Here is a 19143-nt window from a genome sequence, read left to right as displayed (position 1 = left end):
CCCTTCGGGGCATGGGTTTTTCCGGGCTGGCTTAGCGCACGATCTGCGCGAGTTCACCCTTGGCATAGCGGTTGGCCATCGTGTCGAGGTTCACCGGTTTGATCTTCGACGCCTGCCCTGCCGAGCCGAACGCTTCGTAGCGCGCGATGCAGATGTCGCGCATCGCCTTGACGGTTTCCGCCAGGTATTTGCGCGGATCGAATTCGGCCTTGTGCGTCGCCAGATAACGACGGACCGCGCCGGTGCTCGCCAGACGCAGGTCGGTGTCGATGTTCACCTTGCGCACGCCGTGCTTGATGCCTTCGACGATTTCCTCGACCGGCACGCCGTAGGTTTCCGGGATCTCGCCGCCGAATTCGTTGATGATGGCGAGCCAGTCCTGGGGCACCGAGGAGGAGCCGTGCATCACCAGGTGGGTGTTGGGCAGGCGGGCGTGGATTTCCTTGATTCGGTTGATCGCCAGGATGTCGCCCGTCGGCGGACGGGTGAACTTGTAGGCGCCGTGGCTGGTGCCGATGGCGATGGCCAGCGCGTCGACGCCGGTATCCTTGACGAAGCGCGCGGCTTCTTCCGGATCCGTCAGCAACTGGCTGTGATCGAGGGTGCCTTCGGCGCCCACGCCGTCCTCTTCACCGGCCATGCCGGTTTCCAGCGAACCCAGGCAGCCGATCTCGCCTTCGACCGACACGCCGCAGGCGTGCGCGAAGTTCACCACGGTGCGGGTCACGTCGACGTTGTAATCGTAGTCGGCCGGGGTCTTGCCGTCGGACTTGAGCGAGCCGTCCATCATCACCGACGAGAAGCCGAGCTGGATCGAACGCTGGCAGACATCGGGGCTCGTGCCGTGATCCTGGTGCATCACCACCGGGATGTGCGGAAACTCTTCCACGGCGGCGAGGATCAGGTGGCGCAGGAACGGCGCGCCGGCGTATTTGCGCGCGCCGGCGGAAGCCTGCACGATCACCGGAGCGTCGACCTTGTCGGCCGCTTCCATGATGGCCCGCATCTGTTCGAGGTTGTTGACGTTGAAGGCCGGCAGGCCGTATCCGAACTCGGCTGCGTGATCCAGCAGCTGGCGCATCGAAACGAGAGCCATGAATTTCTCCTCATCAGGGCGCTAAAGTTGATGTAATAAAAGTTGCGTGAAGCGACCTACGCCTGGCGCGACACGCCAGTGAGCAGGATGCCCGCTCCGATGAATGCGCCGCCCGACAGGCGGTTGACGAGCCGCACGCGGCGCGCCGATCCGAGCCAGCCGGCAAGCCGGGCGCCGCCCGCGGCATAGGCGAATTGCCACGAGGCCTCGATCGCGAAAAACGTCGCGGCGAGGATGGCCAGCTGCGGGCCTTGCGGCGCATGCGCATTCATGAACTGCGGAAACAGGGCGGTAAAGAAAATGAACGCTTTCGGGTTGCTCATCGCCACCAGGAATCCCGTGCGAAAACGCCGTCCGGCCGGAACCGGAGCGGCCCGCCGCGCGCCGTCGGCGTTCAGCGGTTCGGCCCGCGCGCGCCAGGTGCGCACGCCCAGGTAGATCAGGTAGGCGGCGCCCAGGTATTTCACGAGCGCGAAGAGCGTGACCGAGGTCGCCAGGAGCGCTCCGAGCCCGGCCGCCGAAACGGCCATGATCAGCGCCAGCGCCGACATCAGCCCAAGGCAGGTGACGAAGGTGCCGCGCATGCCGTGGTGGATGCCGTGCGTCATGGCCAGCAGCATGTTGGGCCCGGGCGTGGCCGACACGAAAAACACCGTGGTGACGAACAGCAGCCAGGTGGCGAGGGTCATGGTCGGAGTCTCCGTGTCGGTGTCGTCGCTCAGGCGCGGGCGCGTTCGGCGAGGATCGCCACGGCCGGCAGGGTCTTGCCTTCGAGGAACTCGAGGAAGGCGCCGCCGCCGGTGGAAATGTAGCCGATCTGGTCCGTGATGCCGTACTTGGCGATCGCCGCGAGGGTGTCGCCGCCGCCGGCGATCGAGAAGGCCTTGGAATTGGCGATGGCGCGGGCGAGCGTTTCCGTGCCCTTGCCGAAGGCATCGAATTCGAAAACCCCGACCGGGCCGTTCCAGACCACGGTGCCCGCTTCGGCGATGATGGCGGCGAGCGCCGCGGCCGATTCCGGTCCGATGTCGAGGATCATGTCGTTGTCGCCGACCTCGCCCGCCGCCTTGAGGGTGGCCGGCGCGGTTTCGGCGAATTCCGGCGCGGTCACCACGTCGACCGGCAGCGGCACGTCGCCGCCGCGCGCGCGCAGTTTGGCGATCACCCGTCGGGCGTCGTCCAGCAGGTCCGGCTCGGCGAGCGACTTGCCGATCGGCTTGCCTTCGGCGAGCAGGAAGGTGTTGGCGATGCCGCCGCCGACGATCAAGCGGTCGACCTTGTCGGCCAGCGATTCGAGGATGGTCAGCTTGGTCGACACCTTGGAGCCGGCGACGATGGCCACCAGCGGACGCGCCGGCGCGAGGAGCGCCTTGCCCAGCGCCTCCAGTTCGGCGGACAGCAAGAGGCCGGCGCAGGCGATCGGCGCGTGAACCGCCACCGCGTGGGTCGAGGCTTCGGCGCGGTGCGCGGTGCCGAACGCGTCGTTGACGAACACGTCGCACAGGGCGGCGTAGGCGCGGCCCAGTTCGTCGTTGTTCTTTTTCTCGCCCTTGTTCAGGCGGACGTTTTCCAGCATGACGACGTCGCCGGCGGACAGCGCGATGCCGCCTTTCCAGTCGGCCACCACCGGAACGTCGCGGCCCAGCAGTTCCGCGAGGCGGGCGGCGACCGGCGCGAGGCTGTCCTCGGGGCGGGGTTCGCCTTCGGTCGGACGGCCCAGGTGGGTCATCAGGATGACGGATGCGCCCTTGTCCAGCGCATGGCGGATGGACGGCAGCGACGCCCGGATGCGGGTATCGTCGCCGATCGCGCCGTTTTTCACCGGCACGTTCATGTCGACGCGGATCAGCACGCGCTTGCCTTCGAGAGCCTGTTCGGCCAGTTTCTTGAATTCCATGGTCTGCCTCGATGCGTCCCGCCGCGGGACACGGTAGTCAATCGTTCCGGTTCGGTTCCGCCCCGGCGGGGCGGAACCCCTTATCCCGCGTTATCCGCGGGCGGCGCACATGGCGCGGGCGGTGTTCAGCATCTGGCAGCTGAAACCCCACTCATTGTCGTACCAGGCCAGCACCTTCACCAGCGTGCCGTTGGACACCTTGGTCAGGGTCGAGTCGAAGGTGGAGGCTTCCGAGGTGTGGTTGAAGTCCATCGACACCAGCGGCAGGGTGTTGTAACCCAGAACGCCCTTCAGGTAGGTGTCGGACGCCTCCTTGACGATGGCGTTGACTTCTTCGACGGTGGTCGGGCGCGCCGCTTCGAAGGTCAGGTCGACCAGCGATACGTTGATGGTCGGCACGCGTACCGAGAATCCGTCGAGCTTGCCGGCCAGTTCCGGCAGCACGAGGCCCACGGCCTTGGCGGCGCCGGTCTTGGTCGGAATCATGTTTTCGGTGGCGGAACGGGCGCGACGCAGGTCCTTGTGGCGCACGTCGGTCAGCACCTGGTCGTTGGTGAAGGCGTGGATGGTGGTCATCAGGCCCTTGACGATGCCGAGCTTGTCGTTCAGCGGCTGGGCGACCGGCGCCAGACAGTTGGTGGTGCACGAGGCGTTCGAGACCACGGTCATCGCCGGCGTCAGCACCGAGTGGTTGACGCCGTAGACGATGGTGGCATCGACATCGTTTCCGCCCGGCGCGGAAATCAGCACCTTCTTCGCGCCGGCGTCGAGATGCACTTGGCACTTCTCCTTGCTGGTGAACGCGCCGGTGCACTCCATCACCAGGTCGATATCCAGCGCTTTCCACGGCAGTTCGGCCGGGTTGCGGGTCGAGAAGAAACGGATGCGGTGGCCGTCGATGGTCAGGTGCGTGTCGTCATGCGAGATTTCGGCGGGGAATCGGCCATGCACGGTATCGAAGCGGGTCAGGTGGGCGTTCAGGGCCAGCTCGCCGGTTGCGTTGACCGCAACGACTTCGAATTCGTCCGTCAGGTTGTTTTCGAAGATGGCGCGCAGTACCTGGCGGCCGATACGACCGTAACCATTGATGGCGATACGGATGGTCATTCTATTTCTCTCCCGTTGAATAGAAACAAGGGCCGTCGGCGGCGACGCGCTGACGGCCCTGATGATGCATCAGTGCTGTCCGATCAGGGCCCGGGTGCGGGCCACGACGTTGTCGACCGTGAAGCCGAACTCCTTGAAGAGCTGGCCCGCGGGGGCGGATTCGCCGAAGCGGTCGATGCCGATCACGTCGCCTTCCAGGCCGACGTACTTGCGCCAGAAGTCCGTGACGCCGGCCTCGATCGCCAGGCGCGGCACGCCGGCGGGCAGTACGCTGCTCTTCCACTCGCGATCCTGGCGGTCGAACGCGTTGGTCGAGGGCATCGATACCACGCGCACCGGAACGCCTTCGGCCGCGAGCGCTTCCTGGGCCTTGAGCGCGAGCTCCACTTCGGAGCCGGTGGCGATGAGCACGGCGCGCGGCGCGTCGGCATCCTTGAGCACGTAGCCGCCGCGTTTGACGGCCTCGAGCGCGGCGTCGTCGCGCTCGACGAACGGCAGGTTCTGGCGGCTGAAGATCAGGCAGCTCGGGTGATCCTTCGCGGCCAAGGCTTCGCTCCAGGCAACCATGGATTCGACGGTGTCGCACGGACGCCATACCGTCATGCCCGGAATCATCCGCAAGGTGGCGGTCTGCTCGACAGGCTGATGGGTCGGGCCGTCCTCGCCCAGACCGATGGAGTCGTGCGTGAAGACGAACAGCGGGTTGATCTTCATCAGCGCCGCCATGCGCAGGGCGTTGCGGGCGTATTCGCTGAACATCAGGAAGGTCGCGCCGAAGGGGCGGAAGCCGCCATGCAGCGCAAGACCGTTGAGGATCGCCGCCATGCCGAATTCGCGCACGCCGTAGTGGATGTAGTTGCCGCCCGCGTCGCGGGTGACCGGGCGCGATCCCTTCCAGTTCGTCAGGTTCGACGGGGTGAGGTCGGCGGAGCCGCCGAGAAGTTCCGGCAGGATTTCGGCGAAGGCGTTGATGGCGTTCTGCGAAGCCTTGCGGGTGGCGATGGTTTCGGCCTTGCCGTTGGCTTCGGCGATTTTTTGCGCGGCATGCGCGGCGAAGCCGGCCGGCAGTTCGCCGTTCATGCGGCGTTCGAATTCGGCGGCCAGTTCCGGATGCGCGGCGCGATAGGCGTTAAACAGCGCGTTCCACGCCGCTTCGCGTTCGCGTCCGGCGTCCACCGCGTTCCAGGCGCGGGCGATGTCGGCGGGGATCACGAAGGGTTCGTGCGGCCAGCCCAGGTGCCCGCGCGCCGCGGCGATTTCGGCGGCGCCCAGCGGCGCGCCGTGCACGTCGTGACCGCCTTCCTTGTTCGGCGCGCCAAAGCCGATGCGGGTCTTGCAGCAGATCAGCGTCGGGCGGGACGTTTCGGCCCTGGCGGTGCGGATCGCCGTGTCGATCTCGCTGGCGTCGTGCCCGTTGACGTTGCGCACCACCTGCCAGCCGTAGGCTTCGAAGCGCGCCGGGGTGTCGTCGGTGAACCAGCCTTCGACGTCGCCGTCGATGGAAATGCCATTGTCGTCATAAAATGCGATAAGCTTGCCCAGGCCCCAGGTGCCTGCCAGCGAGCACGCTTCGTGGGAAATGCCTTCCATCAGACAGCCGTCGCCGAGGAACGCCCAGGTGGTGTGATCCACGATCGGGAAGCCGTCGCGATTGAATTCGTCGGCGAGCAGTTTTTCCGCGAGGGCCATGCCCACCGCGTTGGTGATGCCCTGGCCGAGCGGACCGGTGGTGGTTTCCACGCCCGGCGCGTAACCGTATTCGGGGTGGCCCGGCGTGCGGGAGTGAAGCTGGCGGAAATTCTTGAGGTCTTCGAGGGTGACGTCGTAGCCTGTCAGATGCAGCAGGCTGTACAGCAGCATGGAACCGTGGCCGTTGGAGAGCACGAAGCGGTCGCGGTTGTGCCAGTGGGGGTTGGCGGGGCTGTGGGCGAGGTGGTCGCGCCACAGGACTTCAGCGATATCAGCCATGCCCATCGGCATGCCGGGGTGACCGGATTTGGCCTTCTCCACCGCATCCATCGACAGGAAGCGTATGGCGTTGGCAAGTTCGGTTCGGGTAACCATGCAAAGAAACCTCGAGAGTGGGGAACCGGAACAATGGCGGGCAACGGTTGCCCAACCATTGAGAAATCATGGAATTATCGCCGATATCGCATCGGTACGGCAACCGCTGTGCTGTTGGCATGGCGGCGCGGATTTTTTGAAACACTTTGGCGGAGAAAAGAAAAATGATTGATTTGACGACGACGGCGGACTCGCTCAGGCCGGCGAAGGTGCGGGCGGGCAGCGTGTTCGGCTGGATTTCCCGGGGCTGGGCGCAGTTCCGCGCGCAGCCGCTGATCTGGGTGCTGTTCGGGCTGGTGACGGTGATCCTGCCGTTGCTGCTCAGTGTCGTGCCGATCCTTGGCCGGATCGGGCAAATGTTTCTTCACCTGGGCTTTGTCGCCGGTTTCGCGCTGTGCGCGCGACGCGCCTGCCGCGGAGAAGCGATCGAAATCGCCGACCTGTTCGGGGCGATCCGGCAGAATTGGCGCCCCCTTGCCGTACTGACCCTGGTGCAGATCGTTTTTCTGATCGCGGTGGCGGTGGTGATCGTCGGCATTGCGCTGGGCATCGGATTCGGTTTCGCCGGGGCCAAGACGATGATGACGGCGATGATGGACATGGACCCGTCGCGTTTCGCTTCGCTCGGCCAGGGCGGATCGGCCATGCTGATCATTCTCCTCGCCCTTGTCTTCGCCGCGTTTTCCCTGTTGATCGAGTCGGCCTTCCTGTTCGCCCCGATTCTGGTGACAATGCAGGGGCTGCTGCCCCTGGAGGCGCTGATGGTCAGTTTCCGCGCGGTGCTGACCAACTGGGCGGCCTTCCTGGTGATGGGGGTGGTGTTTATCGTGCTGATCTTCCTCGGCGTGCTGCCGATGCTGCTCGGGCTGTTGATCGTGTGCCCGCTGTATTATCTGGCGCTCTATGCCGCCTGGCAGGATGTTTTTCCGGAGTAAGGGGAACGGGGATATTCCCCGCCTGTTGTCGTGGTTGAGTTATTGGCGGGACGCGGCGTTGTGTCTTGCCGGAGAAAAAGAAAATGACGGATGTGGTGATGGCGGAGGCGTTCAATCCCGCCAGAGTGGGGGCCGGCAGCGTGTTCGGCTGGCTATCCCGAGGTTGGGCGCTGTATCGCGTGCGTCCGCTGTTCTGGACATTGCCCTGGCTGGCGATGACCGTTCTGTCGATGCTCTGCGGGCTTGCTGTGCCGCTGCTTGGCATGGTCGCCTGGCTGTTCCTGCAGATGGCGTTTGCCGCCGGCGTCGCTTCTTGCGCGTGTAAATCGGAGCACGGCGAACCGGTCGCGGTGGGGAGTTTGTTTGTCGGCTTCAGGGCTTCGGGACGATCGATCGGGATGCTGGCGCTGCTGATGACCGGATTGTATTTGGTGATTGCCCTTTTGGTTTTGGCGTTGGGTTTCATTTTCCAGGTCTACACCACGATGCTTGTCTTTGTCTTCATGGCGCTCTTCGTTATTCTGTTCCTGGGCAAGTGGATTTGCATGCTGGCACCCATTCTGGTCGAGATGCAAGGCTATCTGCCATTCAACGCGTTCAAGGGAGCGGCCAGGGCCGTGAGGATCAACTGGCTGGCGTTTCTGGTGCTTGATCTGGTCTATTTCCTGCTGTTCGGTGTGATCTACGAGGCGGGGGGAGCGGCCATTCCCGGCTCGTTATGGGGCTTCGCGTCGGTGTTGTTCGCGATGCTGGTTCTATGCCCCCTGTATTGTCTGATCTCCTACGCCGCCTGGCGGGAGGTTTTCCCGGAATGAGACGGACCGCCGAAACCGCGCAGACGGTCCCGGCGGCGGTTCAGTCGGCTTCCTTGCGCATGTCGATATGCTCGATACCGCCGTCGTCGTACGGTTCGCCGACCGGGACGAAACCGAACGAGGCGTAAAATCCGCTGGCGCGGGTCTGGGCCGACAGCATCACCGGACCGGGATGGAGACGGGCGGCTTCCTCTAGCGCCCGGGCGAGCAGTTGCCGGCCCACGCCCTGTCCGCGCAGCGAGGGGTCCACCACCAGGCGGCCGAGCGCGGCGGCATCCGGGTAGGCGACGCCGGGCGCCAGGATGCGCGCGTAGGCGACGAGCCGGCCGTCGCCCGCGTACCCCGCGAGGTGCCGGCAATCGGGGTCCCTGCCGTCGATGTCGCCGTAGATGGAGCGTTGCTCCACCACGAAAACCCGGTCGCGCAGCGCCAGCGCCTGGTAGAGGGTTTCGGGCGTGAATCCGTTAAAGTCGTGGCAATGCCACTGAATCAAGCTCGCCATAGTACAATCCCGTTCTGATGTGACCGATAACCTGTTCGAGTTTAACCAAGCATTCTGCCTTCTCAAACGAAATGAACCATAACGATCTGTTCGACGACCCCGTCGCGGACGGGGCCGGCGGCCCTCCCTCCGACGTGCCGGCCGCGCCGGCCGACGGCGGCGGCGACTGGATTCCCCTCGATCTTTACGCCGAACGCGCCTACCTCGAATACGCGATGAGCGTGGTGCGGGGCCGCGCCCTGCCGGAAGTGGCCGACGGCCAGAAACCCGTGCAGCGCCGCATCCTGTACGCAATGCGCGACATGGGGCTGTCCGCCGGCGCCAAGCCGGTCAAGTCGGCGCGCGTGGTCGGCGAAATCCTCGGCAAATACCATCCTCACGGCGACAGTTCGGCCTATGAGGCCATGGTGCGCATGGCGCAGTCCTTCACGCTGCGCTACCCGCTGATCGACGGGCACGGCAACTTCGGCAGCCGCGACGGCGACGGCGCCGCGGCGATGCGTTATACCGAAGCGCGCCTGACCCCGATCGCCGAGCTCTTGCTGTCGGAAATCGACATGGGCACGGTCGATTTCGTGCCCAATTACGATGGCGCGTTCGACGAGCCCGCCCTGCTTCCCGCCCGCCTGCCGATGGTGCTGCTCAACGGCGCCTCCGGCATCGCGGTGGGGATGGCGACCGAAATTCCCCCGCACAATCTTTGCGAAGTGGCGGACGCCTGCATCGCGCTGCTGGATAACCCCGACCTGCCGGACGACGACCTGATGGGCATCGTGCCGGGACCGGACTTCCCCGGCGGCGGACAGATCATCACCCAGCCCGAGGACATCCGCGCCGCCTACGCCACGGGGCGCGGCTCGGTGCGTGTGCGTGCGCGCTGGGAAATCGAACGGCTCGCGCGCGGCCAGTGGCGCGTGATTGTCACCGAACTGCCCCCGGGCAGCTCGGCGCAGAAGGTGCTGGCCGAAATCGAAGAGGCGACCAATCCGAAGGTCAAGACCGGCAAAAAAACCCTGTCGCAGGATCAGCAGAACCTCAAGAGCCTGATGCTGTCGGTGCTCGACCGGGTCCGCGACGAGTCCGATTCGGCCCAACCGGTGCGTCTGGTGTTCGAGCCCAAGTCGAGCCGCCAGGATCCGGACGAATTCATCCGCCTGCTGCTCGCTCAGACCAGCCTCGAAGGCAATGTGTCGCTGAACCTCGTGATGATCGGCCTGGATGGCCGTCCGGCCCAGAAGGGGCTGCGCGCCATTCTTTGCGAATGGCTGCAGTTCCGCCGCCAGACGGTCACGCGCCGTCTCGAGCACCGCCTCTCGCAGGTCGACAAGCGCATTCACATTCTCGAAGGCCGGATGGTCGTCTTCATCCATATCGATGAAGTGATCCGGGTCATCCGCGAGTCGGACGAGCCCAAGGCCGACCTGATCAAGGCGTTCGGCCTGACCGAAATCCAGGCCGAGGACATTCTCGAGATCCGCCTGCGCCAGCTGGCCCGGCTCGAGGGCTTCAAGCTGGAGAAGGAACTGTCGGAACTGCGCGAGGAGCGCGAATCGCTGCGCCATCTGCTGGACAACGACGATGCCAAGCGCGAACTGATCACCGGCGAAATCCGCGCCGACCGCGCCCGCTTCGGCGATGCGCGCCGCACCGAGATCCGGCCGGCCGAGCGCGCGGTGCTGACCCAGACCATCGCCGACGAGCCGGTCACCGTCATCCTGTCGCAAAAAGGCTGGATCCGCGCCCGTTCCGGCCATTCGCTCGATCTGTCGAGTCTCGCCTTCAAGGACGGCGACAGCCTGTACGAAGTGGTCGAGACCCGCACGGTCTGGCCGGTCGTCGTGCTCGACAACCACGGACGGGCCTATACCATCGATGTGGCCGATGTGCCCGGCGGCCGCGGCGACGGCGTACCGGTTACCTCGCTGGTCGACGTGCAGGATGGCGGCAAGGTGGTGCGCATGCTCTCCGGCAAGGAGACCGACCGCTATGTGCTCAGTCACAGCGGCGCCTACGGTTTCATCGGCCGTATCGGCGACATGGCCGGACGGGTCAAGGCCGGCAAGGCCTACATCACCCTCGAAGAGGGCGAAACCCTGCTGGCTCCGCTGCCCTTGCCCGAACGGGCCGATCCGGCGCTGCAACTGGTGGTCGCGGCCGACAACGGCCGTTTGCTGGCCTATCCGGTTGCCGAACTGAGGGAATTGTCCAAAGGGCGCGGACTGATGCTGATGCAGCTGGACGCCGGCGAGAAACTGACCGCGGCCGGGCTGGTCGACGGGCCGAAAGCTCTGCTGTCGACCGTGTCGGTCAGAGGAAAAACCGGCGATGAAAAGCTCGCGCTCGAGGAATACCTTGGCAAACGCGGCAAGAAGGGCCGGCTGATGCCGAAAAAGTGGACGGTGACGGCGATCCGCTCGCCGGATTCCTCCGTCTGAAAAAAGCGGGGCCGTCCGGGCTCCGCTTTTTTCTTTTGTCGACCCGATTATTTCGCCGGACGCGACGGGCAGCTCACGCCCACCTTGCTAAACGCCGAGACCACATCGGTGGTTTTGTAGCCACGGACCTGCGCCGCCTTGATCACGCCGCACGAGCCTTGGTTGAAGGTGCTGTTGGCCGTCCAGTACAGGCGGTTGGCGTCGACAAACACCTCGAAGGCCTTGCGAGTGTTCCATCCGCTCGTGGTGGCGAGCAGGTAGAACGCCCGGTTGTACACCCCGCTGCTGTGATGCACGTCGAGCCCGGCCCGGTACTGGCTGGCGTTGTCGATCGAGCGGCCGTCGCGGCTCGGTTTGTCCATGTAGCGCAGCGCCCCGCTGCCCTTGAAGATCGTGGCGCCGACGAGGAAGTCGTTGCTGCCCTTCATGTAGTACTTGGCCGCTTCGCCCGCCATGTCGGAGAACGCTTCGTTCATCCCTCCGGACTGCCCCTTATACACCAGACCCGAGTTCTGCTCGGTGAAACCGTGGCTGACCTCGTGCGACGAGACATCGAGCGAGACGAGCGGATAGAAGCGGGTGGCGCCATCTCCGAAGGTCATCGCGCTGCCGTCCCAGAACGCGTTCTCATACCCGGATCCATAGTGGACTTTCATGTACAGCTTTTGCTGGATCGGGCGCAGGTTGAACCAGTCCTTGTACATATTGAAGACTACGTTGCCGAAGTAATGCGCGTCATTGAGCGGCGAGTAGGCGCCGTTGATGGCCTTGTAGGTGTTGGTCGGGCAGGTGAAGCTGAAGGGCTCCGTGCTCGAGTTGTCCTCTTCGCCGCCCAGATCCACGGTGGCCACATTGCCGCTGTCCATCGCGCAATCGCTGGTGACGATCAGCGGGCCGTAGTCCTTGCCGTAGTAGTAGCGGCCGGTCTTTGTGTTGCCCCCCGGGCCGTTGGCCTGATCGTGGTTCAGGCCTTCCCACTGCGCGAGAACCTGGCCGGACATGGCGTCGACGATGAAGTGGGGACGGCTCGGCGCCGTGCCGGTCACCACGAACGACACCAGATAGATCAGCTGCGCGGTGTTTTTCTCGTTGAGCCGGATCAGGAGTTCGGCCTTGTCATTGCGGGTCGGATAGCCGCGGGTTTTGAGCGCCTTGGTCTGCGCCAGCACCTGTTCGCGGCTGAGCGCCGGGGTGACGGACGGCAGATCCGCCGCGATGCCGGCAATGTAGTCGCCGCTGTAGCCGCTGGTGGCGTGGCCGGCTTTTTCTTCGACGATCGCTTCGCCCCAGACGGGGATGCCGCGGTAGTACTGCTGGAAGCGGGTCGCGCTCTTGCCGTTCGCCGCCGTGATGCTGCGCAGGGCTTTGAGATCGGCGGGGGCGGCGCCGAGGCTCTCCGCGAGTCCCTGACTGGCGGCAAAGCCTTTGATCGGCTTGTGCGCTTCCAGATGGATCCGTTCGGCCGCGAAAGATTGGGCGGAAACGGCCAGGGCCAGGAGGCCCAAAGTGGTGGACGAAAGGGTTTTCCTGTTCATGTGTGTGATCTCCATTGTCATCGAATGATGAAACAAGTATCTCCGGCTGAAATTTTTTTATCCGGGACTGTTCGGTATCGAATGAAATGGCCGTTTTGACTGCTGTACTTTATGACAGTAAATGGAACTTATTTAACAAAAATGAAATGCGAATATGCGGATAAAGGAACGTGGAGGTGTGCCTTGTGAGGGAAAGGATACTGGACATGTTTTGTCAGGCGTATCTGCCTATCTCGGTAGAAGGCAATAGCGGCAAGGGTTTCACCGATGTTGGAAAATCTGTTGGCGGATTGATTGTCGGAGCTTCGCCAGTGAAGGAGGGTGTGTGGCTTACCGCGGACTCGGTATGCCGGATCATGGAAAAAGGGGCAGGGCTGAATGAGCCGTCGGCTTGCCTCTTTTTCAGAATGTTTAATGCTTATGACATGAAATGTGGCGGACTTGCGGGAAGTTTTATGGAATGATGCCGCGGTCAGGCGCGGTGGCCAGTCCTTCCCAGCGCTTCAGGACGGTTCCGCTGTTGGCATCCACAAGAACGAACGGGCGCGAGGGCTTGTCCGCCCCTGAAATGATCAGGTAGGAAACCTGATAGACCAGATGCGCGCGCGAACCGTCAAGATAGACGAAGAGCTCGCTTTTGGCGTTGCGCGCGGGTTTGCCGCCATCGTTTTCGCGTGCCCGGGCAAGCGCGGCATCGCCGTCGAGTCGGGGCGTCACCGCCGGCAGGTCGTGGTCAATGCCGGACAATAGCCGCCCCGACGGGACTCCATCGTCGACCACCACGGTCTCTCCGTACACCGGCACCGAGCGGTAGTACTGCCGGTAGCGGACCACGCGCTTGCCGTCCGGCCGCCGCAGCGAACGCTCTTCGCGCAGTTCGCAATCTTTCATGGCCGGCGTGCGCAGCGAATCCTCGAGGCTTGGCGACGCCGTGGTCGCGAGGTCGATCCATTCGGCGGCCAAGGCTCCGGAAGACGCAAGCGAGAGGAACAGAACGAGAGGAAGCGCACCGCGCATGATGGTCTCCCTGGCCTGTGCGGTCGTGGCGATGGCCGGCAGTCTAGCGGGCCGGCCATCGCGTTGTCGCCTGACTTTCCGGTCAGGTCATGGCGCGAGGCGCGCCTTGCGCCAGCCGCCTCCCTCTTCGAGGGTGTAAACGACCCGGTCATGGAGCCGGCTGGGGCGTCCCTGCCAGAACTCGATGCGATCGGGTTTTACCGCGTAACCGCCCCAATGGTCCGGGCGCGGCACGCTCACCGGGTGTTTCAGCCCGAAGAGCGCGGCGCGCTTGACGAGTTCGGCCTTGGAGGGAATCTCGTGGCTTTGTTCCGAGGCCCAGGCGCCCAGGCGGCTGGTGTAGGGGCGGCTCTTGAAGTAGGCGTCGGACACTTCCGGCGGCAGGCGGCGGGCGACACCCTCCACCCTCAGCTGGCGTTCCAGTTCGGGCCAGAAGAAAGTGATGGCGACCGCGGGGTTGTCGCCCAGTTGTTCGCCCTTGCGCGACAGGTAATTGGTGTAGAACTGCAGTTCGCCCTCCTCGACGCCCTTGAGCAGCACGATCCGGCCGGTAGGCCGCCCGTCTTTGCCCACGGTTGCCACATGCATGGCGGTCGGTTCGTGCACTTCGGAGTGCATCGCCTCTTCGAGCCAGGCCTCGAGCTGGGCGACGGCATCGTCGAGGCATTCTTCGGGCGACAGTTCCTTCTTGGTGTATTCCAGGCGAATATCCGCGAGGTTCAGCGACATGATGTATCCTCCTTGGTCATGGTTGGGATATTACTCTGTTGCGGGACACTCGGGATTGATGCGCGCCAATGAAAGCCGCCGGATCCCGGCGCCGGAGCGGCCCGGCCCGCCCTGTCGCCCTTCCGGCCAGTTTGGGCTAGAATAACCCATTTACTTTGCGGCGTTTTCTTGCCCATGCATCTGGTTGCCTTCGGTCTCAATCATCAGACAGCTCCGCTGACGGTCAGGGAAAAACTGGCCTTTCCGGCGCAAGTGCTGCCCGATGCCCTGAGCAGTCTGGTTCAAACGCGTGCGGCGTCCGAGGCGGTGATCGTCTCGACCTGTAATCGCACCGAGATCTACAGCAGCAGTCCGCATCCGGAGGCCGCGCTCAAGTGGCTGGCCGAATTCCACGGCGTACCGCTCGACGATTTGCGTCCCTACCTGTATCAGCTCGATCCGGTCGATGCCGCGCGCCACGCCTTCCGCGTCGCGTCGGGCCTCGACTCCATGGTGCTGGGCGAAACCCAGATTCTCGGGCAGATCAAGGATGCGGTGCGGCAGGCCGAGCAGTCCGGCACGCTCGGTTCGATGCTGAACGCGTTGTTCCAGAAAACCTTCTCGGTCGCCAAGGAAGTGCGCAGCAAGACCGGCGTCGGCGCCAATTCGGTGTCGATGTCGGCGGCGGCCGTGAAGCTCGCCGAACAGATTTTTCCGTCCATCTCCGAACTGAATGTGCTGTTCATCGGCGCGGGGGAAATGATCGAACTGGTGGCGACCCACTTCGCCGCGCGCCACCCCTCCTGTATCACCATCGCCAACCGGACCGTCGAGCGCGGTCAGGTTCTGGCCGAGCGTTTCGGCGGCAACGCCATCGCCCTGTCCGACCTGCCCAATGTGCTCGCCCGCTACGACGTGGTGGTCACCTCCACCGCCAGCCAGCTGCCGATCGTCGGCAAGGGGCTGGTCGAGCGGGCCATCCGCGAGCGGCGCCACCGTCCGGTGTTCATGCTCGATCTTGCCGTGCCGCGCGACGTGGAGCAGGAGGTCGGCGATCTGCCCGACGTGTTCCTCTATACCGTGGACGACATCGCCGGCATCGTCGAGGTCGGCCGCGAGGCGCGCCAGACGGCGGCCGAGGAGGCCGAGACCATCATCGAGGCGCGCGTGGTCGAGTTCGTCGACTGGCTGCGCCGCCGTGACGCGGTGCCGATGATCCGCGCCTTGCGCGACGAGGCCGAGCGGGTGCGCCGCCAGGCGCTGGAAGGCGCCATGAAGCAGCTCGCCCGCGGCGATGCCCCGGAAAAAGTGCTGGAGACCCTGTCTGTCCAGCTGACCAACAAATTGATGCACCCACCCACCCAGGCGCTGTCCTCGGGCAAGGGCGCGGAGCGTGACGCGCTGATCGATGCGGTGGCGCGTCTTTACCGGATTCACCCTGACTGATGATGAAACCGTCGATCGCGGAGAAGCTCTCCCAACTGGCCGAGCGCCTCGAGGAAGTGACGCGCCTTCTGGCGCAGGAGGACGCGACCAGCAATATGGACGCTTACCGCAAACTTACCCGTGAACATGCGGAGTTGACCCCGGTGGTCGAGGCCTGGCAGGCGTATCGCCGGTGCGGCGACGACATCGAGGCCGCCGGCGAGATGCTGGCCGATCCCGACATGAAGGCGTTCGCCGAAACGGAAATCGTGGCGGGCAAGGCCAGGATGGCCGAGCTGGAAACCGAACTGCAGAAACTGCTGCTGCCGCGCGACCCCAACGACGAGCGCAATATCTACCTCGAAGTGCGCGCCGGCACCGGCGGCGACGAGGCGGCATTGTTCGCCGGCGACTTGCTGCGCATGTACACGCGCTTCGCCGAGCGCAACCGCTGGCAGGTGGAAATCGTCTCGGCGTCCGAGTCGGATCTTGGCGGTTACAAGGAAGTCATCGCCCGCATCGTCGGCGAGGGCGCCTACTCGCAGCTGAAATTCGAGTCCGGCGGGCATCGCGTGCAGCGCGTGCCGGCCACCGAGACACAAGGCCGCATCCATACCTCGGCGTGCACCGTGGCGGTGATGCCCGAAGCGGACGAGGTGGAGGACGTCGACATCAATCCGGCCGACATCCGCGTCGACACCTTCCGTGCCTCGGGCGCGGGCGGTCAGCACATCAACAAGACCGATTCGGCGGTGCGCATCACCCACCTGCCCACCGGCATCGTGGTGGAGTGCCAGGACGACCGCTCGCAGCACAAGAACAAGGCCCGTGCGATGGCGGTGCTGGCCGCGCGCATCATGGACGCCCGGCTGCGCGAGGCCCAGGCCCGCGAAGCGGCGACGCGCAAGAGCCTTGTCGGGTCGGGCGACCGCAGCGAGCGCATCCGCACCTACAACTTCCCGCAGGGCCGGATCACCGACCACCGCATCAACCTGACGCTTTACAAGCTCGATCAAGTGATGGACGGCGATCTGGGCGATCTGACCTCGGCGCTCACCGCCGAGCACCAGGCCGAACTCCTCGCCGCGATGGGCGAGTAAGCCGGTCACAGCATCCGGCGTCCGTCGACCAGGTGACGGGTCAGGCGCCGGAACCGCCCCAACAGCAGCAGGGTGACCGCCAGCAGGCCGGCGGACATCCCCACCCATACCCCGATCGGTCCCATCGCGCGATGCGACAGGAACCAGGCGAGCGGTATCGCCAAACCCCAGCAACAGACCGCATAGATGATCATGGTCGCCCTCGCGTCCTTGAGGGCGCGCAGACAGCCGGAAAGAATGGTCTGCCACGCGTCCAGGATCAGCATGGTCGCCACCACCGGCACCAGCGTCATGGCCACAGCGCGCGCCGCCTCCACCCCTTCGCGGCCATCCGGCAGGAACAGACGGATCAGCGGCTCGGGCATCGCGATCAGCGCGACTGTGGTCAGCAGCGTCCAGAGAATGCCGAGCGCCTGGCCGGCCGCGCCGGCGCGCGTCGCCGCGCGGATATCCCCGCCGCCGGCCAACTGCCCGACGCGGATCGAGGTGGCGAAAGTCAGGCCCGCCGGGATCATGAAGCTGGCGATCACCAGTTGCATCATGCTCTGGTGCGCGGCCAGCGCGGCGGCCGAGATCGCGCCCATCAGATAGGCGCAGGCGGTGAACATGCCGCTTTCCAGCCCCATGGTGCCGCCAGCCGGGATGCCGAGCTTGAGCAGCGGCACGAGCGCCTTGACGTCGCGCCGCGTGAATTTCCCGAAAATCCGGTAATGGCGATATGGCTCGCGCGCGGCGACCAGATAGGCGAAAGAGGCGCCGAGAAACACATAGGTGAGCGTCGAGGAAATGGCGATGCCGGTGAGTCCCAGTCCCGGCCAGGTTCCCACGCCCTGCGACAGCGCGTAGCCCAGACAGGGCGAGAGCACCAGCGCCGCGCCGGTGATCACCGGCACGGGCCCCGCCTTGCCGATGCCCGAGGCGAAGCCGCGCAGCGTCAGGAAAATCAGGCCGAACGGCAGACCCCACATCAGAATGTGCAGGAAATGGATCGCCTCGTCGGCGGTTTTCGGATCCTGGCCCAGGGCCAGCATCAGCGGTTTGGCGTTCCACAGCACGACGCCCAGAAAGAGCGGCGAGAAGAGCGCCACGATCAGGCCCGCGCGGGTGGCCGACGCCACCTCGTCGCGGTTGCCCGCGCCGTGCGCGAGCGACACGAGGTTGGCCGACGCGGAAATCACGCCGGCGCCGAGCACATAACAGAAGAAGAACGTGCTGAGCGCCAGTGCGCCGCTGGCGAGCGCGGCCGCGCCCAGCTGCCCCATCAGGATCGAATCGATGAACAGGATGCCGGTCCAGGTCACCTGGGAAAGAATCAGCGGCACGGCAAGACGCCAGAGCGGGCGGACTTCCTGCATGACACCGGCGCATTGCTCGGCAAGCCAGGGGAAACGTTGGAGAAAATAGGGGGCTTTGAGAAGATTCAACATAAAGAGCAATCCGTTTTGATTTTTCGGCGGTTTTATCGAGAATACGCGAATAGGACTATGGCTGACAAACAAGTTATCATCATGACATCCATGCAAATATCTCATGCCTGAGCGATGAAACTGCCGCCCTTGAACGCCTTGCGCGTCTTTCTTGTCGTCGCCGAAGAGCTGTCGTTCACCCGCGCCGCCCGGCGCCTGTTTCTGACCCAGGGCGCGGTCAGCCGCCAGATCCTGGGACTGGAAGCGTTCTATGGCGCCACGCTGTTCGTGCGCCAGGCGCGGGGGCTGTCGCTCACGGTCGAGGGTCAGGCCCTGCTCGGTCCGGTGCGCGATGCGTTCACGCTGATCCGCGAGGCGAGCGACGCCTTGCGCGTGCGGCAGGGCGACATCCGCGTCAGGGCGGCCGCGACACCCGCCATGCGCTGGGTGCTGCCGAACCTTCCCGATTTTCAAACCCGTTTTCCCGACTACACCGTGCACCTGGAAACCCTGTTGGGCGACGGCATGCCCTTCGACCGCAGCCGTATCGATCTGGCGATCCAGGGGGTGCGCGAAGGCGAGCAGCATCCGGGCATGGTGCTCGAAACGATCAGCCAGGAATTGCTGGTGCCGGTGTGCGCGCCCGGTTTGCTGATCGGCCGCCCGCCCCTGCGCGAACCGGACGACCTGCGCCATTACCCGCTGCTGCACCCCTGGCGCGGACAGGACAGCTGGGCGCAGTGGCTGTCGCTGGCCGGCGCGACGCGGGTGAAAAGCGAGAGCGGTCTGACCTTCGATGCGCTGGAATTCGCCCTTTACGCCGCGACGCGCGGCATGGGCGTGGCGCTCGCGCAGCTGTCGATGATCGAGGAGGACGTGCGGCTGGGCCGGCTGATGGTGCCGTTCCCGGTGATTCTGGAGACCGAATGGTCCTATTGCCTGATGTACCCCGAAGAATCGGCCAATCTGCCCAAGATCCGCACCTTCCGGGACTGGCTGATGGAGACCCTGGCTTTGTCGGGCGTGACGCGGGTGACGCGCTGAGTACTCCGGGGTGTTGGCGTCGTTTCAAGAGCCCGACGATGTTGTGTGAGTGCGCAG

The 19143-nt window shown here is 64.8% G+C and carries 17 protein-coding genes; 7 read left to right on the top strand and 10 right to left on the bottom strand.

Annotated elements, in window-relative coordinates; genetic code table 11:
- Nucleotides 1-31 precede the first annotated feature (31 nt).
- The 5 genes from fba to tkt form a co-directional block, all read right to left on the bottom strand.
- Nucleotides 32-1096 carry a class II fructose-bisphosphate aldolase gene (fba, locus tag JNO50_RS00480; protein ID WP_189532713.1) on the bottom strand — a complete coding sequence of 355 codons (1065 nt, stop codon included), beginning with the start codon at nucleotides 1094-1096 and terminating at the stop codon, nucleotides 32-34.
- A gap of 56 nt (nucleotides 1097-1152) precedes the next feature.
- A complete protein-coding gene (locus tag JNO50_RS00475; protein ID WP_189532712.1) occupies nucleotides 1153-1785 on the bottom strand; it encodes a LysE family translocator in 633 nt (210 codons plus the stop codon).
- 29 nt (nucleotides 1786-1814) lie between these two features.
- Complete coding sequence (locus JNO50_RS00470) at nucleotides 1815-2993, bottom strand: phosphoglycerate kinase (RefSeq protein ID WP_189532710.1); 1179 nt, start codon at nucleotides 2991-2993, stop codon at nucleotides 1815-1817.
- Nucleotides 2994-3083: 90 nt separating this feature from the next.
- A complete protein-coding gene (gene gap / locus JNO50_RS00465; protein ID WP_189532708.1) occupies nucleotides 3084-4100 on the bottom strand; it encodes a type I glyceraldehyde-3-phosphate dehydrogenase in 1017 nt (338 codons plus the stop codon).
- Nucleotides 4101-4169: 69 nt separating this feature from the next.
- Nucleotides 4170-6164: a transketolase gene (gene tkt, locus JNO50_RS00460; RefSeq protein WP_189532700.1), complete on the bottom strand. Its 1995-nt coding sequence runs from the start codon at nucleotides 6162-6164 to the stop codon at nucleotides 4170-4172.
- Between the two features lie 164 nt (nucleotides 6165-6328).
- On the opposite strand from tkt, the gene JNO50_RS00455 reads away from it, so the two are divergent.
- Both JNO50_RS00455 and JNO50_RS00450 read left to right on the top strand, forming a co-directional pair.
- Nucleotides 6329-7099 (top strand): BPSS1780 family membrane protein, encoded by a 771-nt coding sequence (locus JNO50_RS00455; protein WP_189532698.1) that lies wholly within the window; start codon nucleotides 6329-6331, stop codon nucleotides 7097-7099.
- An 83-nt stretch (nucleotides 7100-7182) separates the two neighbouring features.
- Nucleotides 7183-7914, top strand: coding sequence for a hypothetical protein (locus tag JNO50_RS00450; protein ID WP_189532696.1), 732 nt, complete (start codon nucleotides 7183-7185; stop codon nucleotides 7912-7914).
- Between the two features lie 40 nt (nucleotides 7915-7954).
- On the opposite strand, the gene JNO50_RS00445 is transcribed toward JNO50_RS00450, so the two are convergent.
- Nucleotides 7955-8416 carry a GNAT family N-acetyltransferase gene (locus tag JNO50_RS00445; RefSeq protein WP_189532694.1) on the bottom strand — a complete coding sequence of 154 codons (462 nt, stop codon included), beginning with the start codon at nucleotides 8414-8416 and terminating at the stop codon, nucleotides 7955-7957.
- A 71-nt stretch (nucleotides 8417-8487) separates the two neighbouring features.
- On the opposite strand from JNO50_RS00445, the gene parC reads away from it, so the two are divergent.
- Nucleotides 8488-10851, top strand: a complete 2364-nt coding sequence (parC, locus tag JNO50_RS00440; protein WP_189532692.1) for a DNA topoisomerase IV subunit A — start codon at nucleotides 8488-8490, stop codon at nucleotides 10849-10851.
- A 47-nt stretch (nucleotides 10852-10898) separates the two neighbouring features.
- Here the strand turns inward: parC and JNO50_RS00435 are convergent, their stop codons facing one another.
- Entirely contained in the window at nucleotides 10899-12386 is a 1488-nt protein-coding gene (locus JNO50_RS00435) for a M4 family metallopeptidase (protein ID WP_189532690.1), read from the bottom strand.
- 206 nt (nucleotides 12387-12592) lie between these two features.
- On the opposite strand from JNO50_RS00435, the gene JNO50_RS00430 reads away from it, so the two are divergent.
- The gene (locus JNO50_RS00430) at nucleotides 12593-12850 is read left to right on the top strand and encodes a hypothetical protein (protein ID WP_189532688.1); all 258 of its coding nucleotides are present in this window, start codon (nucleotides 12593-12595) and stop codon (nucleotides 12848-12850) included.
- Here JNO50_RS00430 and JNO50_RS00425 read toward each other — a convergent pair.
- Together JNO50_RS00425 and pdxH are read right to left on the bottom strand one after the other, a co-directional pair.
- Nucleotides 12840-13403 (bottom strand): PepSY domain-containing protein, encoded by a 564-nt coding sequence (locus JNO50_RS00425; protein ID WP_189532686.1) that lies wholly within the window; start codon nucleotides 13401-13403, stop codon nucleotides 12840-12842. The two genes, JNO50_RS00430 and JNO50_RS00425, sit on opposite strands and share 11 nt — an antisense overlap.
- Nucleotides 13404-13490: 87 nt before the next feature.
- Nucleotides 13491-14132 (bottom strand): pyridoxamine 5'-phosphate oxidase, encoded by a 642-nt coding sequence (pdxH, locus tag JNO50_RS00420; protein WP_189532684.1) that lies wholly within the window; start codon nucleotides 14130-14132, stop codon nucleotides 13491-13493.
- A 174-nt stretch (nucleotides 14133-14306) separates the two neighbouring features.
- Between pdxH and hemA the strand changes: the two genes are divergently transcribed.
- The gene (gene hemA / locus JNO50_RS00415) at nucleotides 14307-15557 is read left to right on the top strand and encodes a glutamyl-tRNA reductase (RefSeq protein ID WP_189532682.1); all 1251 of its coding nucleotides are present in this window, start codon (nucleotides 14307-14309) and stop codon (nucleotides 15555-15557) included.
- 2 nt (nucleotides 15558-15559) lie between these two features.
- Entirely contained in the window at nucleotides 15560-16636 is a 1077-nt protein-coding gene (prfA, locus tag JNO50_RS00410; RefSeq protein ID WP_189532908.1) for a peptide chain release factor 1, read from the top strand.
- A 5-nt stretch (nucleotides 16637-16641) separates the two neighbouring features.
- Here prfA and JNO50_RS00405 read toward each other — a convergent pair whose 3' ends face one another.
- Entirely contained in the window at nucleotides 16642-18063 is a 1422-nt protein-coding gene (locus tag JNO50_RS00405) for an MATE family efflux transporter (RefSeq protein ID WP_189532680.1), read from the bottom strand.
- Between the two features lie 114 nt (nucleotides 18064-18177).
- Between JNO50_RS00405 and JNO50_RS00400 the strand changes: the two genes are divergently transcribed.
- A complete protein-coding gene (locus JNO50_RS00400) occupies nucleotides 18178-19086 on the top strand; it encodes a LysR substrate-binding domain-containing protein (protein ID WP_189532678.1) in 909 nt (302 codons plus the stop codon).
- Nucleotides 19087-19143 lie beyond the last annotated feature (57 nt).

The organism is Paludibacterium paludis (assembly GCF_018802605.1).
GTDB lineage: Bacteria > Pseudomonadota > Gammaproteobacteria > Burkholderiales > Chromobacteriaceae > Paludibacterium > Paludibacterium paludis.
This window is presented reverse-complemented; position numbering and strand designations above follow the sequence as displayed.

Excerpts from the sequence above, each read along its gene's own strand:
- JNO50_RS00450 (WP_189532696.1), top strand. The coding sequence starts at position 7,183 with ATGACGGATGTGGTGATGGCGGAGGCGTTCAATCCCGCCAGAGTGGGG.
- tkt (WP_189532700.1), bottom strand. The coding sequence starts at position 6,164 with ATGGTTACCCGAACCGAACTTGCCAACGCCATACGCTTCCTGTCGATG.
- prfA (WP_189532908.1), top strand. The coding sequence starts at position 15,560 with ATGAAACCGTCGATCGCGGAGAAGCTCTCCCAACTGGCCGAGCGCCTC.
- hemA (WP_189532682.1), top strand. The coding sequence starts at position 14,307 with ATGCATCTGGTTGCCTTCGGTCTCAATCATCAGACAGCTCCGCTGACG.
- fba (WP_189532713.1), bottom strand. The coding sequence starts at position 1,096 with ATGGCTCTCGTTTCGATGCGCCAGCTGCTGGATCACGCAGCCGAGTTC.
- JNO50_RS00400 (WP_189532678.1), top strand. The coding sequence starts at position 18,178 with ATGAAACTGCCGCCCTTGAACGCCTTGCGCGTCTTTCTTGTCGTCGCC.
- JNO50_RS00430 (WP_189532688.1), top strand. The coding sequence starts at position 12,593 with ATGTTTTGTCAGGCGTATCTGCCTATCTCGGTAGAAGGCAATAGCGGC.
- JNO50_RS00405 (WP_189532680.1), bottom strand. The coding sequence starts at position 18,063 with ATGTTGAATCTTCTCAAAGCCCCCTATTTTCTCCAACGTTTCCCCTGG.
- gap (WP_189532708.1), bottom strand. The coding sequence starts at position 4,100 with ATGACCATCCGTATCGCCATCAATGGTTACGGTCGTATCGGCCGCCAG.
- JNO50_RS00455 (WP_189532698.1), top strand. The coding sequence starts at position 6,329 with ATGATTGATTTGACGACGACGGCGGACTCGCTCAGGCCGGCGAAGGTG.
- JNO50_RS00475 (WP_189532712.1), bottom strand. The coding sequence starts at position 1,785 with ATGACCCTCGCCACCTGGCTGCTGTTCGTCACCACGGTGTTTTTCGTG.
- pdxH (WP_189532684.1), bottom strand. The coding sequence starts at position 14,132 with ATGTCGCTGAACCTCGCGGATATTCGCCTGGAATACACCAAGAAGGAA.
- JNO50_RS00470 (WP_189532710.1), bottom strand. The coding sequence starts at position 2,993 with ATGGAATTCAAGAAACTGGCCGAACAGGCTCTCGAAGGCAAGCGCGTG.
- JNO50_RS00445 (WP_189532694.1), bottom strand. The coding sequence starts at position 8,416 with ATGGCGAGCTTGATTCAGTGGCATTGCCACGACTTTAACGGATTCACG.
- parC (WP_189532692.1), top strand. The coding sequence starts at position 8,488 with ATGAACCATAACGATCTGTTCGACGACCCCGTCGCGGACGGGGCCGGC.
- JNO50_RS00425 (WP_189532686.1), bottom strand. The coding sequence starts at position 13,403 with ATGCGCGGTGCGCTTCCTCTCGTTCTGTTCCTCTCGCTTGCGTCTTCC.
- JNO50_RS00435 (WP_189532690.1), bottom strand. The coding sequence starts at position 12,386 with ATGAACAGGAAAACCCTTTCGTCCACCACTTTGGGCCTCCTGGCCCTG.